This window comes from Streptomyces sp. NPDC033131 (assembly GCF_055578365.1).
Genome location: NZ_JBVIPA010000012.1, coordinates 54,516 through 68,816, shown reverse-complemented (window position 1 = coordinate 68,816; position 14,301 = coordinate 54,516). Strand labels below are relative to the sequence as shown.

Sequence of the window (14,301 nt, the reverse complement as noted above, 5' to 3'; positions counted from 1 at the left end):
TTGAGCTCCCGAACGGCGACACGGCCCTGACATGCGTCCTCATCAGCGAGGACGGTCAGGGCCGCGTCATATCGGTCACTACCGGCAGGTAGCTACTTGTGCGTGAATTCACACGCTTGCCACGGTCGGTACGGGCAAGGCGGGTGACGGTCTGTCAGGCGGGCAGGTGCTCAGACGGCCTGCGAGGCGACGTAGGAGCCCCGCTTCTCGATCGCCATCTGGTACAGCCGGCCGGCGCGGTACGAGGAACGCACCAGCGGACCGGACATCACTCCGGAGAAGCCGATCTGCTCGGCCTCGTCCTTCAGCTCCACGAACTCGTGCGGCTTCACCCAGCGCTCCACGGGGTGGTGGCGCACGGACGGGCGCAGGTACTGCGTGATGGTCACCAGCTCGCAGCCCGCCTCGTGCAGCTGCCGCAGCGCCTCGCTGACCTCCTCGCGGGTCTCGCCCATGCCGAGGATCAGGTTCGACTTGGTGACCAGGCCGTAGTCGCGGGCGTCGGTGATGACCTTCAGCGAGCGCTCGTAGCGGAAGCCGGGGCGGATGCGCTTGAAGATGCGCGGGACCGTCTCGACGTTGTGCGCGAAGACCTCGGGGCGGGAGGCGAAGACCTCCTCCAGCAGCTCCGGTACGGCGTTGAAGTCCGGGGCGAGGAGTTCCACCTTGGTGCGGCCGGCCTCGCGGGAGGCGGTCTGCTCGTGGATCTGGCGGACCGTCTCGGCGTACAGCCAGGCACCGCCGTCCTCCAGGTCGTCGCGGGCGACGCCGGTGATCGTGGCGTAGTTCAGGTCCATCGTGACCACGGACTCGCCCACGCGCCGGGGCTCGTCCCGGTCCAGCGCCTCGGGCTTGCCGGTGTCGATCTGGCAGAAGTCGCAGCGCCGCGTGCACTGGTCGCCGCCGATGAGGAAGGTGGCCTCACGGTCTTCCCAGCACTCGTAGATGTTGGGGCAGCCGGCTTCCTGGCAGACGGTGTGCAGGCCCTCGCTCTTCACGAGGTTCTGCATCTTGGTGTATTCGGGACCCATTTTCGCCCGGGTCTTGATCCACTCGGGCTTGCGCTCGATGGGGGTCTGGCTGTTGCGGACCTCCAGGCGCAGCATCTTGCGTCCGTCGGGTGCGACTGCGGACACGTCGGCTCCCTGCTGATTGCTTTGGGTAATCTTCGATTCTTCGGCGCACACCAGGGTACGCCCGTGGTAAATGGGCCCTGCCTTCGAGGCCAACCCGAAACTCCCGGGGTGCATTCCCGCTAGGCGGAGGTCCGCTCGATCTCCCGCGGCTTGAGGTCCGCGTGCTCGAGCACGTCCTTCAGGTGCCGCTCCACGATCGGCAGCACCTCGTCGATCGTGACGTCCCGGCCCAGTTCGCCGGCGAGCGAGGCGACGCCGGCGTCCCGGATCCCGCACGGGATGATCCGGTCGAACCACCGGTTGTCCGGGTTCACGTTCAGTGCGAAGCCGTGCATGGTGACGCCCTTGGCCACGCGGATGCCGATCGCGGCGATCTTGCGGTCCTCGCGGCGCTGGCCGGCGTTGGAGGGGGCGTACTCCGGACCGTTCATGCGCGGGTCGAACTCCTCGTCGTGCAGACGGGGGTCGAAGTCCAGGGACAGCCCGCCGAGGGAGGGGCGCTGGTCGACCGGGTCGCCGAGCACCCACACCCCGCTGCGGCCCTCGACCCGGCTGGTCTCGAGGCCGAACTCCGCGCAGGTGCGGATCAGGGCCTCTTCCAGCCGCCGTACGTGCGCCACGACGTCCACCGGACGCGGAAGCTTCTGGATCGGGTAGCCGACCAGCTGGCCCGGGCCGTGCCAGGTGATCTTGCCGCCGCGGTCGACGTCCACGACGGGGGTGCCGTCGAGCGGTCGCTCGCTGTCCGCCGTGCGCCGGCCGGCCGTGTAGACCGGGGGATGCTCCAGGAGCAGCACGGTGTCGGGGACCTCGTCGGCGAACCGGGCCGCGTGCACCCGGCGCTGCTCGTCCCAGGCCTCCCGGTACTCGACGGCGTCCGCACCGAATCCCATCCGGACGAACCGCAACTCACTCACGGCAAGCGCCTCCCTTGAAGCCCTGGCGGGGTCGTAAGGCACGAAGCGTGCCCACGCCACTGTACGACCGAGCGTCGCGCGTCAGCCGTGCGGCTAATCCTCACACGATCGGATGAACGAACGTCGAAGTGTGCGATCACCTGCTCACTCTCCGCTACATTCACGCCGTTCACAGAGGCCATAAGGGCTGCTCACAGGCAATCCGGGCACCACGCGGCCGATGAGGCCGCGCGACGGCCCGAAAGGCAGGAGACCGCACCGCAGATGACGGAACGACCCGCGCAGCGCACTCCCAACCGACAGCTCGCCGCGCTCATCGCAGAAGCGGGGTTCTCCAACGCGGGTCTCGCCCGTCGCGTGGACCAGCTCGGACTCGAACACGGGCTGGACCTGAGATACGACAAGACCTCCGTGACCCGGTGGCTGCGCGGGCAGCAGCCCCGCGGCACCACCCCCGCCCTGATCGCCGAGGTCTTCACCCGCCGCCTCGGCCGCCGGCTCACCGCCCAGGACCTCGGACTCGACGCCTGCGCCCCGGTCTACGCGGGCCTCGAGTTCGCCGCCGGCCCCGAAGAGGCCGTCGACATCGTCAGCGGGCTGTGGCGCAAGGACTCCGGCAGCCACGCCGAACTCCGCAAGATCGCCTTCACCCCGGCCGGCCTGGTCGTTCCCAGCCGGGACTGGCTGATCGGCCGTCCCGACGACAAGGTGGCCCGCGGCGAGGCGCCCCTGCGGGTCCCGGTCCAGGGCCGCCCGGGGGTGCCCCGGCAGCGCGGCACGGCCGAACGCGGCCCGGGCCAGAAGGTCACCGGCGGCGACATCGCCGCCCTCCGCTCGGTCGGCGAGCTGTTCCGCTCCCTCGACGACATGTACGGCGGCGGCCACGCCCGCCAGGCCCTCGTGCGCTACCTGGAGCACGAGTGCGAGCCGATGCTGCGCGGCACCTACGGCGAGCAGACCGGCCGCCGCCTGTTCGCCGCCGCCGCCGACCTCACCAGGCTCGCTGGCTGGACGTCGTACGACATCGCGGCGCACGGCCTCGCCCAGCGCTACTTCGTGCAGGCGCTCAGGCTGGCGCAGGCGGCCGGGGACCGGGCGTACGGCTCCTACGTGCTGGTCACCATGAGCCGGCAGGCCGTCTACCTCGGGCACGGGCGCGAGGCCGTGCAGCTCGCGCGGGTGGCGCAGCAGGGGGTGGGGACCAACGCCCCGCCCGTCGTGCAGGCGCTGCTGCACGCGGTCGAGGCACGCGGGCACGGGGTGCTGGGCGAGGTGCGCCTGTGCACCGGTTCGCTGGTACGGGCCGAGCGCGCCCTGGAGGCGGCCCGGCCCGGTGACGACGTCCCGTACTGGGCGCGGTTCTTCGACGAGGCGCAGCTCGCCGACGAGTTCGGCCACTGCCACCGGGACCTCCAGCAGTTCCGCTCGGCCGCCCAGCACGCCGAGCGCTCCCTGCAGCTGCGCGCCCCCTCCTACGCCCGCAGCCGCCTCTTCTGCCGCGTCGTCCTCGCCTCCGCCCGCCTCGGCCTCGGCGAACTCGACCAGGCCTGCGCGCTGGGCGCCGAGGCGGCCGGCCAGGCGGCGGAGATGCGGTCGGTACGGGCCGTCGAGTACGTACGGGACTTCGAGCGGAGGCTGGAGCCGTACAAGGACGCGACACCGGTGCGGGGATATCGCGACAAGGTCGCGGCACTGGGGTGAGGGGATCGCCGTGACTCCGGCGGTGGCGGGGTCCGCGCGCCTGGGTTTCAGGCAGCCCGCGCTGTAGGTGTCGGCTCCGCCCTGTGCAGCGCCCCGGCCGCCCCCAGGTCGGCCAGGATCGCCGACGTGACACGGTGAGCCGAGTGCAACGCCCCCTGCACCGTGCTCGTGTCCCGGTGGTCGCCGCACACGTACAGGCCCGCCAGCAGCCGTACCGGGCGGCGCGGGTCGTGCGGCGGGCGCATCGCCGGGACCGCCTCGGCGGTGTGGTGGACGGCGAGGGTTTCCCAGCGGCGGGTGGAGGTGCCGTACAGGCGGGACAGGTGCATGCTGACGGCGGCCTCCAGGTCGGACGGCGGCGGGCCGAGGACCGTCGAGGAGACCAGGGTGCGGCCCGCGGGGGCGCGGGACGGGTCGACGCGGCTGATCACCGCCGTGTGCGCGACCGGGCCGCCCCGGTCCGCGTCGAGCAGCAGGGCCGCGCCCGTCGCCGGCGGCTCGTCCGTCGTGTGGTGGACGACTGTCACCGGGTGGAAGTCCGGTACCCGCAGCCCGGGCAGCAGCTCGGCGGCGGCCCGGGCGTCGGTCGCGACGAGCACGGCCCGGCAGCGGATCTCGCCGTGCTCGGCGGTCGTCACCGAGGTCGTCGAGATCGAGGTGACCCGGACGCCGGTGTGCACGGTGCCCGGCGGCAGGGTCCGCGCGAGCAACTCGGGCAGGACCTCGGCCCCGCCCTCCGGCACGCACAGCCGCCCGGCCGCGAACGCCCTGAGCGCGAGGTCCGCGCACCGGCTGGACGTGGTCAGCTCAGGGTCGCACAGCAGGGCGGCGAGCAGCGGACGCAGGAAGCCGTCGATCGTGCGGGCCGGCACACCACGGGCGGCGAGGGCCTGCCCGGCGGGCAGTTCGGGGCGGGCCAGCAGGCGCCCGACGGGAGCGTTCGCGATCCGGGACAGCGCGGCGCCGAGCCGCGCCTGGTCGACGGCGGTGCCGAGCGGGACGGTCGTCCCGGCCCTCGGCACGGATGTCGGCCGGGGAGCCGTCCGCCCCTTGGCGGGGGCGCTTGCCAGGGCGCGCACCGCGTGGAGTGCGCCCCGTGCGCCCCCCACGCCCAGGGGCGGGGCGGCGCGGTGATGGCGGCCGTCGCTGTGCAGCAGGACGCCCGGCGCGAAGGGCCGCAGCACGAGCCCGTCCAGCCCCGGTGTCAGCCGTAGTTCGGGGTAGGCCGTGGACAGCAGCTGTCCGATGCGGTCGAGCCGGAAGCCGTCGACCTTCTCGGTCGTCATCCGGCCGCCGACCCCCGGGGCGGCCTCCAGCACGGCGGTCGTCACTCCTGCGCTGTTCAGCCGATGAGCCGCGGACAGCCCGGCGATCCCGGCTCCCACGATCACGACGTCCGCCTGGTACGCGGGCTCAAGCACGTGCCCCTCCTCGAGGTTGCGCGGCCGGTGGAGACGTCATGCCCCCAACTGCCTCCGGGAATACCCGAGTTCGGGTCGAGGGTAGGGCCGTGATCGGTCGGGGGCAGTCGCGCATCGGCAGGGCACGGTCGCACGACGGTCGCATGCGATCACAGACGTCACCTCGCCGCCCGGATAGCCTCCTCGATCTCCGGGAACGCGAAGGTGAACCCCGACTCCAACAGCCGCATGGGCAACACCCGCTGACTGCCCAGCACATCCCCGGCCATCTCGCCGAGCGCGGCCCGCAGCACCGGCGCGGGCACCGTGAACAGCGTCGGCCGGCGCAGCACGCGCCCCATCGCGGCGGTGATCTCACCGTTCGTCAGCGGGTGCGGGGCGGTCAGGTTGAACGGCCCCGACAGGCCCTCGGTGTCGATGAGATGGCGGATCGCGGCCACCTCGTCGTGCAGCGAGACGAACGACCAGTACTGCCGCCCGTCGCCCATCCGCCCGCCGAGCCCCGCCAGGAACAGCGGGAACAGCCGCCCCCACGCCCCGCCCTCGCGGGACACCACCAGGCCCGTCCGGGTGAACACCGTCCGCACGCCTGCCGCCTGGGCCGGCGCCGCGGCCCCTTCCCACTCCACGCACAGTTCGGGCAGGAAGCCCTGCCCGGGCGGGGCGTCCTCGTCGACGGGCCGGTCGCCGGTCTCGCCGTAGATGCCCATCGCGCTGCCGTTGACGAAGACCCGCGGCGGCCGGTCCAGGGACGCGACGGCCTCGGCGAGGGCCGCCGTGCCCAGCACCCGGCTGGAGCGGATCCGCTCCTTGTAGGCGTCGGTCCAGCGGCGCGACCCCACGTTCGCCCCGGCCAGGTTGACCACGGCGTCGCATCCCTCGAGCCCGGCCGCGTCGACGTACTTCCGCTCGGGGTCCCAGCGCACCTCGTCCCGCGATGTGGGCGGTCGGCGCACCAGACGCACCACCTCGTGTCCGTCGGCCGTCAGGGACCGGGCCAGGGCCCCGCCGATGAGACCGGACGCGCCGGCCACCGCGATTCGCGAACGTTCCATGAGAACCATCCTTGCTCAGTGGCCGCGGAAAACCCCGACGGGGTCCCGCGAACGCCGTCGTAGGGTGACCGGCATGCCGGTTCCGTACATACGTCACGCCAGCCCCGACGACGAGGAGGCGCTGGGCCGCCTCGACCGCGACTCGTGGTCCCCGCTGCACGCCGTCCAGCCCCGCCCGCAGCCGCCGTACGAGCCCTTCTTCAACGAGCGGTTCGGCCCGCCGGACCATCTGGTAGCCGAGCTCGGCGGCAGGATCGTCGGCTTCGTCCGGCTGGCCTACCCGACCTCGCTCGCCTGCAACGCCCACGTCCGCCAGATCCAGGGCCTCGCCGTCGCCGAGGAGGCGCGCGGTGCGGGAGTCGGCCGGGCGCTGCTGCGGGCCGTACAGGACGAGTCGCGCAGGCAGGGCGCGCGCCGCATCACCCTGCGGGTGCTCGGCCACAACACGCCGGCCCGCAGGCTCTACGAGTCCGAGGGCTTCGTCGTGGAGGGCGTGCTGCCCGAGGAGTTCCACCTGGACGGCCGGTACGTGGACGACGTGCTCATGGGCCGCAGTCTCTGATCTGGTCCGCCGAGGCGGTCGTACGGCGTCTGCGCGCCACCAGGTACAGCGGCACCCCGGCCAGCGCCGCCGCCGTGGCGAAGCCGGCGAGCACCCAGCCCTTGCCGCCGGAATCCGGCGCCGGAGCGGCGGCGGTGAGGGCGAGCAGGGGGCCTGGGACGAGGGTGGCGAGGGTGGCGAGAGCGCGTGACATGGTTCAGGGGTACGCCCGGGACCGCTCCGGCACAGCGGATTGAGCCGTACGAGGGCGGCGCGAGCGGTGTCCCGCCTGCCCGGTGAGCGGTCCTACCCCGTGGGCCCGCTCACGACGTCACCAGCGCGCCCGTGTCCACCGGGGCCGTCGCGTCCGCCGCCCGTCGGGCGTCGGGGGCGACCTCGTCCGCCGTCAGGACGTATCCCGTCTCGGCGTCGGAGGTGGAGCGGGCGAAGACGACGCCGTAGACCTTGCCGTCGGTGGTGAGGAGGGGGCCGCCGGAGTTGCCGGGGCGGACCGTGGAGCGGATCGAGTAGATCTCGCGGGTGACGGTCGCGTCGTTGTAGATGTTCTGCCCGTTCGCGTTCACCCGGTTCGCGACGGTGGCCGCCTGCAGGTTCAGGTCGCCGTCCTGCGGATAGCCCGCGACCACGGCCGAGTCGCCGCGCGCGGCGCTGTCGTCGAAGCGCAGCACGGGGGCGTTCAGATCGGGCACGTACAGCACGGCCACGTCCTTGTCCGGGTCGAAGAGCACCACCCGTGCCTCGTACGACCGCCCGACCCCGCCGATCCGCACGCTCGGCTCGTCGATGCCGGCCACCACGTGGGCGTTGGTCATCACATGCTGCCGCGCGTACACGAACCCGCTGCCCTCGCGGCCCTGGGTGCCCGAGACGCCCTCGATCTTGACCGTGCTGAGTTTGGCGGCGCTGGTGGCGCTGGCGGTGACGCTGTCACCTGTGGGCTTGGCCACCTCGGCCGTCGACTCGTTCTCGAACGGGTTGAAGACCTGCGGGAAGCCCGCCTCGGTGAGCGCGGACGTGGCCCGCGAGAACCAGGCGGGGGTCGCGTCCGGCATGGTGTTCTGCACGGTGCCGAGCAGGGCCGAGTCCCGGATCGCGGTCGTGACCAGAGACGAGGAGGACGCGCCGAGCACGCTCGCGGCCACCCAGGCCACGATCAGCACCGCCACCGAGTTGGCCGCGGCCCCGCCGATCCCGTCGGCCACGCGCAGCGGCCCCTGGTCCAGTTCCCGGCGCAGCCGCAGAGCCAGCCGCCCCGCAAGCTCGTGCCCCACCACCGCCGGCACGAGCACGGTCAGCACCGCGGTCACCGTCGCCGCGGTCGTGCCCGGCGTTGCCAGGTCCATCACCCACGGCAGGATCCACACGCCGACGGCCGCACCGCCCACGAAGCCGGCGAGCGAGACGCACCCGGCGACCAGTCCGCGCCGGTAGCCGGATGCCGCGTAGGCGAGGATCACCAGCAACAACAGGATGTCGAGCAGGTCCACTGAGCCGCCTTTCTCCAGGACCCCTTAGTACGCACGGGATGCGCCCAGTGATCAGCCACGCGCGCGTGGCGTCCGGAACCCGCCACGCGTGCGTGTACCCCGGAAAACGTCGCGGACCAGCACGATGGTTCCACCGGGTGGCACAGCACACATCGCGGGCGGACCGGATCGGCCGGACAGTGGGAAGCATGCGTGTCCGAAGACCGACGGGCTCCCGGAGAACACGCGCGGTGCGGATACCGAAGGCCGCGCTCGTGCTGCTGGGCTGTCTGCCCGGCCTCGCCGCCGTCGTCGCACTGGTGCTGTGCGCGCACGGGATCGGAAGCACCGGGTCCGCCGACGGACCCCGTTCGGCCGGGGACCGCCCCGCGGCGGCCCACACCGTGACCCGACCGCACATCGTGCCGAGAGCGGTCTGGGCGGCGCGGGACAACGCCCGCACCCGGCCGCCGCCGCGGTACGACGACAAGGTCGTGGCGGTGTTCATCCACCACACCGACTCGCCCAACGCCTACGACTGCGCCGAGGCCCCCCGCATCATCCGCTACCTCGCGCAGGGCATGACCGAAGCCCGCGACTGGGACGACATCGGCTACAACTTCCTCGTCGACCGCTGCGGCACCATCTACGAGGGCCGTGCGGGCGGTACCGACCGTGCCGTCACCGGCGCCCACACCCAGGGCTTCAACCATCGCACCACGGGGATCGCCGCCCTCGGCACGTTCACCGCCGGGGTGCCGGTCCCGAAGGTGATGACCGACGCGATCGCCCACCTCGCCGCCTGGAAACTGGGCCTCGCCGACATCGACCCGCGCGGGACGGTCCGCCTGGTCTCCAGCAACGGCCGCAGCCGCTACGCCGACGGCACGACCGCCGCCCTCCCGGTCCTGGCCGGCCACAAGGACGGCTACCGGACGAGCTGTCCGGGCGCGGCCCTGAGCGCCCGCCTCCCGGAGATCAGGGACCTGGCGGCCCGCCTGCAGGGCAGGACGTAGCCGAACGCGGCTCACAGGTTTCTCCCAGCCGGCTCACGGATCCCCTTAAGGCAGCCGCCATACCGTCAGGGACACGCACTGACCGGAGGTGGGGATCATGAACAGCAGTCACATCGACGCCGACACCAGGAACACCACGCGCGGGGCGGGCCGTTGGGCCAGGGCCGCCCGCGGCCCCTGGGCGGTGGTCTGCGCGGTCGCTGCCGTCATCCTGGGCCCGGCCGCCGTCACCGCGTCCGCCCTGGAACAGGCCAACGCGGCACCCCTGCACCACGCCGTGCGGGCGGACCAGACGCACGCCTACCTGCCGACGGACACGACCCGCCGCCGCGCCACCGCGTAAGCCAGCCCCGCAGACGGTTTCAGCGCTGAAGACACGCCTCAGCCCCGGAACCGCTCCCACAGCTTCGGATACCGCTCGGCCAGCACCGACTCGTCCTCGAAGTCGACCGGCCGGCCCTGCGGCTCCGACGGAGCGGGCGCGATGCCCAGGTCGGGGGCGACGGTCCCGGTGAGTTGCTCGTACGCTTCGTCCGCCGCGTAGCCGAGTTCCTCGCCGTCGCCGTCCATCTCCTCGTCGAAGTCGTCCAGGAGGTCGGCGAGCGAGTCGGGGTCGTGCACCGCGCCCTCGTACACCTCGCGGCCCTGGCCGATCAGCCAGCACCGGAAGAAGTCGAACGCGTCGTCGCTCGCGCCGTCCAGCAGGACCCAGGCGGCGCCCCACAGGTCCCAGGTGTAGGCGCGGTTGTAGCGGGCCTCGAAGTGACGGGCGAAGTCGAGGACCATGTCCGGGTCCAGCCGCAGAAGCCGGTCCACGAGCAGGTCGGCCTGCTCCTCGGGGTCGCCCTCGGCGGCCTCGCGGGTGGCGTCCACCAGCTCCCAGAACTCCGTCTCGTCCATCACGGGTCCAGCATCGGCCCTGAAAGGGTGGGGCGCACGTGGAGTGCGGCGGATTGTTATGTCCCGTACAGCTCGGCCAGTCGGGCCGCGTCCTTGACGAAACGCGCCCGCAGACTCTCCGGCGCCAGCACCTCCACCTCCGGCCCGAGCGCCGCGAGCTGCGTGTGCGCGACCTCCTCCGATTCCACCGGCAGGGTCACCGTCACCTGCCCGTCGCCGTCCGCGGCACCGGCCGCGTCCAGCGCCTCCCGGGCCGACACGGGATCAACGGCGTACGGCAGCCTCCGCACCCCTTCCCCGGACAGCCGCACCACCACCTCCGTCCGCAGCAGCGAGCGCGCGAACTGCTCGGCCCGCTCGTCCCAGAAGCCCGGCAGATCGAACTCCTCGTCCCGCGCGAACCGCTCCTCGCCGGCCCTCACCTCGGTGAACCGGTCGATCCGGTACACCCGGTACGACCCGTGGCCGCCCGCCACCCGTGCGCACAGGTACCAGACGCCCGCCTTGAGCACGAGGCCGTACGGCTCGAGCTCGCGCTCCACCTCGGCCTCCCGGCTCCGGTAGCGCGCGGTGATCCGCCGGTCGTCCCACACCGCGTCCGCGACGGCGGGCAGCAGGCCGGGGGTCTTCGGCTCCTTGAACCAGCTCGGCGCGTCCAGATGGAACCGCTGGGCAGCGGTTCGGGAGGCGTCACTCAAGGACGGCAGCAGGGCCGCCGACACCTTCAGCCGGGCCGCCGACGCCGCGTCCTCCAGGCCCATCTCCCGCAGCGCCCCCGGCACCCCCGACAGGAACAGCGCCTCGGCCTCGCCGCGGGCCAGCCCGGTCAGCCGGGTGCGGTACCCGCCGATCAGCCGGTAGCCGCCGGCCCGCCCCCGGTCCGCGTACACCGGCACCCCGGCCTCCGACAGCGCCTGCGCGTCCCGGGTGACGGTCCGCTCGGACACCTCCAGCTCCCGAGCCAGCTCGGCGGCGGTCATGGACGGCCGGGACTGCAGCAACAGCACCATTTTGATCAGACGGGCAGCACGCATACGGCCATGATGCCGGGCCCCACCGACAACGAAGGGGCACGGCGGCAGCCGTACCCCTTCGTCGGTGTCATCTGACCTCAGGTCCTACAGGCCGTACTTCTCCCGCGCTTCCTTCACCGCGGTCGCCTTGACCTCGCCCCGCCTCGCGAGCTGGGCCAGGGCCGCGACGACGATCGACTCGGCGTCGACACCGAAGTGACGGCGGGCCGCCTCACGGGTGTCCGACAGGCCGAAGCCGTCGGCGCCCAGCGAGGAGTAGTCCTGCTCGACCCACTGCGCGATCTGGTCGGGGACCTGGCGCATGTAGTCGGAGACCGCGAGCACCGGGCCCTCGGCGCCGTGCAGCGCCTGACGGACGTACGGCACCCGCTCCTCGCCCTGCAGCAGGGCGGCGTCGGCCTCCAGCGCGTCGCGGCGCAGCTCGGTCCAGGAGGTCGCGGACCACACGTCGGCGGCCACGCCCCAGTCCTCCGCGAGCAGTTTCTGCGCCTTGATCGCCCAGTGGATGGCCGTGCCGGAGCCCAGCAGCTGAATGCGCGGGGCGTTGGCGACGGGGGACAGGCCCGCCGACTCCGCCGTGCTGAACCGGTACAGACCCTTGACGATGCCCTCGTCGATGCCGAGGCCCGACGGCTTCGCGGGCTGCGGCAGCGGCTCGTTGTAGACGGTCAGGTAGTAGAAGACGTTCGGGTCCTCACCCGGGGCCGCCTCGCCGTACATGCGGCGCAGACCGTCCTTGACGATCGCCGCCACCTCGTACGCGAACGCAGGGTCGTACGTCAGCGCGGCGGGGTTGGTCGCCGCGATCACCGGCGAGTGGCCGTCGGCGTGCTGCAGGCCCTCGCCCGTCAGGGTCGTGCGGCCCGCCGTGGCGCCGACGAGGAAACCGCGGCCGAGCTGGTCGCCGAGCTGCCACATCTGGTCGGCCGTGCGCTGCCAGCCGAACATCGAGTAGAAGATGTAGAACGGGATCATCGCTTCGCCGTGCGTGGAGTACGCGGTGGACGCGGCGATGAAGTCGGCCATCGAACCGGCCTCGGTGATCCCCTCGTTGAGGATCTGGCCGTTCTCGGCCTCCTTGTAGTACATCAGCTGGTCGCGGTCGACCGGCTCGTACGTCTGGCCCTTGGGCGAGTAGATGCCCAGAGAGGGGAACAGGCTCTCCATGCCGAAGGTGCGCGCCTCGTCGGGGACGATCGGCACCCAGCGCTTGCCGGACTCCTTGTCGCGGACCAGGTCCTTGACGAGCCGGACGAAGGCCATCGTGGTGGCCACGTTCTGCGTGCCGGAGCCCTTGTCGAAGGAGGCGAACGTCTTCTCCGCCGGGGCCGGCAGCGGGGCCAGCGGCTGCGTGCGGCGGGCCGGGGCCGGGCCGCCGAGGGCCGCGCGGCGCTCCTGGAGGTAGCGGACCTCGGGGGAGTCGGCGCCGGGGTGGCCGTAGGGCACGACCCCGTCGACGAACTGGCTGTCCGAGATCGGCAGCTCCAGCAGGTCGCGCATCGTCTTGAACTCGTCCACCGAGAGCTTCTTCATCTGGTGGTTGGCGTTCTTCGACGCGAAGCCCTCGCCGAGGGTGTGGCCCTTGACCGTCTGGGCCAGGATGACCGTCGGAGCGCCCTTGAACTCCACGGCAGCCTTGTAGGCCGCGTACACCTTGCGCGCCTCGTGGCCACCGCGGGAGAGGTGGAAACACTCGAGGATCTTGTCGTCGCTCAGCAGCTTCGCCATCTCGGCGAGCGCCGGGTCCTTGCCGAAGAAGTCCTCGCGGATGTAGGCGGCGCCACGGGTCTGGTACGTCTGCACCTGGGCGTCGGGTACCTCGCGCAGGCGGCGTACCAGCGCGCCCGTGGTGTCGAGCTGGAACAGCTCGTCCCAGGCGGTGCCCCACAGGGTCTTGATGACGTTCCAGCCGGCCCCTCTGAACTGGGCCTCCAGCTCCTGCACGATCTTGAAGTTCGCGCGGACCGGGCCGTCGAGGCGCTGCAGGTTGCAGTTGATGACGAAGGTCAGGTTGTCCAGACCCTCGCGGGAGGCCAGCCCGAGGGCGGCCGTCGACTCCGGCTCGTCCATCTCGCCGTCGCCCAGGAAGGCCCAGACGTGGGACGAGGAGACGTCCTTGATGCCGCGGTTGGTCAGATAGCGGTTGAAGCGCGCCTGGTAGATCGCCGACAGCGGGCCCAGGCCCATCGACACCGTCGGGAACTCCCACAGCCAGGGCAGGCGGCGGGGGTGCGGGTACGACGGGAGGCCGCCGCCGGCGGACTCGCGGCGGAAGTTGTCGAGGTGGTCCTCGCCGATCCGGCCGTCGAGGAAGGCGCGGGCGTAGATACCGGGGGAGGCGTGGCCCTGGATGTACAGCTGGTCGCCGGAGCCGGGCGATTCCTGGGATTCCTTGCCCTTGAAGAAGTGGTTGAAGCCGGTCTCGTACAGCCAGGCCGCGGAGGCGAAGGTGGCGATGTGCCCGCCGACGCCGTATTTGCTGCCCCGGCTGACCATCGCCGCCGCGTTCCAGCGGTTCCAGGCGGTGATCCGGGCTTCCATCGCCTCGTCACCGGGCGCGGACGGCTCGGCGGCGGTCGGGATGGTGTTGACGTAGTCGGTCTCGAGAAGCTTGGGCAGCGCGATGCCGGTGCCCTCGGCACGCTCCAGCGTGCGACGCATCAGGTACGCCGCGCGGTGCGGCCCGGCCGCCTTGGCGACCGCGTCCAGTGAGGCCTGCCATTCGGCCGTCTCCTCGGGGTCACGGTCCGGGAGCTGGTCGAGCGCGCTCGGCTGGATGGCTTCGGGGTCGGTCATGTCGCCGCCTTCCTCAGTCGAAGGGGGGTTCCCAATGAGGGTGTCAGGGGTGCCCTTGGTCTTTGGCAGGACAGGGCTGGGGCCTCGGTGGAAGCCCGTCGGCGACTCTAACTCCCTGATCGATGATCGATCAAAGGGTTGAGAGGCAAAACCTCTTGATCACGAGAAAATAGGCACGCGGTGCCTCCGGCAGCGGCACAGGGTGTCGTATCCGGCCGCGATTTTCGCAGGTCGGGCGGCGTTTGAGCGAGGGCTCGCTCCGGTGTACGGGGTGGGGGACCCGAGTGTTCCGCTCAG

13 protein-coding genes are annotated in these 14,301 nt (G+C 72.1%); 4 read left to right on the top strand and 9 right to left on the bottom strand.

The features are described 5' to 3' along the window. Positions 1 to 170: 170 nt before the first annotated feature. Positions 171 to 1,136, bottom strand: coding sequence for a lipoyl synthase (lipA, locus tag ACZ5XS_RS17535; RefSeq protein WP_217237142.1), 966 nt, complete (start codon positions 1,134 to 1,136; stop codon positions 171 to 173). Between the two features lie 119 nt (positions 1,137 to 1,255). Further along, the gene (gene lipB, locus ACZ5XS_RS17530) at positions 1,256 to 2,095 is read right to left on the bottom strand and encodes a lipoyl(octanoyl) transferase LipB (protein WP_468652163.1); all 840 of its coding nucleotides are present in this window, start codon (positions 2,093 to 2,095) and stop codon (positions 1,256 to 1,258) included. Positions 2,096 to 2,317: 222 nt separating this feature from the next. Between lipB and ACZ5XS_RS17525 the strand changes: the two genes are divergently transcribed. Continuing rightward, positions 2,318 to 3,754 (top strand): regulator, encoded by a 1,437-nt coding sequence (locus ACZ5XS_RS17525; RefSeq protein WP_468652161.1) that lies wholly within the window; start codon positions 2,318 to 2,320, stop codon positions 3,752 to 3,754. 47 nt (positions 3,755 to 3,801) lie between these two features. Here the strand turns inward: ACZ5XS_RS17525 and ACZ5XS_RS17520 are convergent, their stop codons facing one another. Both ACZ5XS_RS17520 and ACZ5XS_RS17515 read right to left on the bottom strand, forming a co-directional pair. Beyond that, on the bottom strand, positions 3,802 to 5,175 hold the full coding sequence (locus tag ACZ5XS_RS17520) for an NAD(P)/FAD-dependent oxidoreductase (RefSeq protein WP_468652160.1): 1,374 nt from the start codon (positions 5,173 to 5,175) through the stop codon (positions 3,802 to 3,804). A 158-nt stretch (positions 5,176 to 5,333) separates the two neighbouring features. Continuing rightward, on the bottom strand, positions 5,334 to 6,230 hold the full coding sequence (locus ACZ5XS_RS17515; protein ID WP_468652158.1) for a TIGR01777 family oxidoreductase: 897 nt from the start codon (positions 6,228 to 6,230) through the stop codon (positions 5,334 to 5,336). A gap of 73 nt (positions 6,231 to 6,303) precedes the next feature. Between ACZ5XS_RS17515 and ACZ5XS_RS17510 the strand changes: the two genes are divergently transcribed. After that, positions 6,304 to 6,792 (top strand): GNAT family N-acetyltransferase, encoded by a 489-nt coding sequence (locus ACZ5XS_RS17510; protein ID WP_468652156.1) that lies wholly within the window; start codon positions 6,304 to 6,306, stop codon positions 6,790 to 6,792. Here ACZ5XS_RS17510 and ACZ5XS_RS17505 read toward each other — a convergent pair. Both ACZ5XS_RS17505 and ACZ5XS_RS17500 read right to left on the bottom strand, forming a co-directional pair. Beyond that, positions 6,773 to 6,985, bottom strand: coding sequence for a hypothetical protein (locus tag ACZ5XS_RS17505; protein ID WP_468652154.1), 213 nt, complete (start codon positions 6,983 to 6,985; stop codon positions 6,773 to 6,775). The genes ACZ5XS_RS17510 and ACZ5XS_RS17505 overlap by 20 nt on opposite strands. A gap of 109 nt (positions 6,986 to 7,094) precedes the next feature. After that, positions 7,095 to 8,279, bottom strand: coding sequence for a MarP family serine protease (locus ACZ5XS_RS17500; RefSeq protein ID WP_468652152.1), 1,185 nt, complete (start codon positions 8,277 to 8,279; stop codon positions 7,095 to 7,097). A gap of 188 nt (positions 8,280 to 8,467) precedes the next feature. Between ACZ5XS_RS17500 and ACZ5XS_RS17495 the strand changes: the two genes are divergently transcribed. Both ACZ5XS_RS17495 and ACZ5XS_RS17490 read left to right on the top strand, forming a co-directional pair. Beyond that, a complete protein-coding gene (locus ACZ5XS_RS17495; protein WP_468652150.1) occupies positions 8,468 to 9,274 on the top strand; it encodes a peptidoglycan recognition protein family protein in 807 nt (268 codons plus the stop codon). Between the two features lie 97 nt (positions 9,275 to 9,371). Next, the gene (locus ACZ5XS_RS17490) at positions 9,372 to 9,617 is read left to right on the top strand and encodes a hypothetical protein (protein ID WP_468652148.1); all 246 of its coding nucleotides are present in this window, start codon (positions 9,372 to 9,374) and stop codon (positions 9,615 to 9,617) included. A gap of 38 nt (positions 9,618 to 9,655) precedes the next feature. Here the strand turns inward: ACZ5XS_RS17490 and ACZ5XS_RS17485 are convergent, their stop codons facing one another. From ACZ5XS_RS17485 to aceE, 3 genes are all read right to left on the bottom strand, one after another. Next, complete coding sequence (locus tag ACZ5XS_RS17485) at positions 9,656 to 10,174, bottom strand: DUF4240 domain-containing protein (protein WP_217237315.1); 519 nt, start codon at positions 10,172 to 10,174, stop codon at positions 9,656 to 9,658. 56 nt (positions 10,175 to 10,230) lie between these two features. Next, positions 10,231 to 11,208, bottom strand: coding sequence for a helix-turn-helix transcriptional regulator (locus ACZ5XS_RS17480; protein WP_468652146.1), 978 nt, complete (start codon positions 11,206 to 11,208; stop codon positions 10,231 to 10,233). Between the two features lie 84 nt (positions 11,209 to 11,292). After that, positions 11,293 to 14,004 carry a pyruvate dehydrogenase (acetyl-transferring), homodimeric type gene (aceE, locus tag ACZ5XS_RS17475; protein ID WP_468652144.1) on the bottom strand — a complete coding sequence of 904 codons (2,712 nt, stop codon included), beginning with the start codon at positions 14,002 to 14,004 and terminating at the stop codon, positions 11,293 to 11,295. Positions 14,005 to 14,301 lie beyond the last annotated feature (297 nt).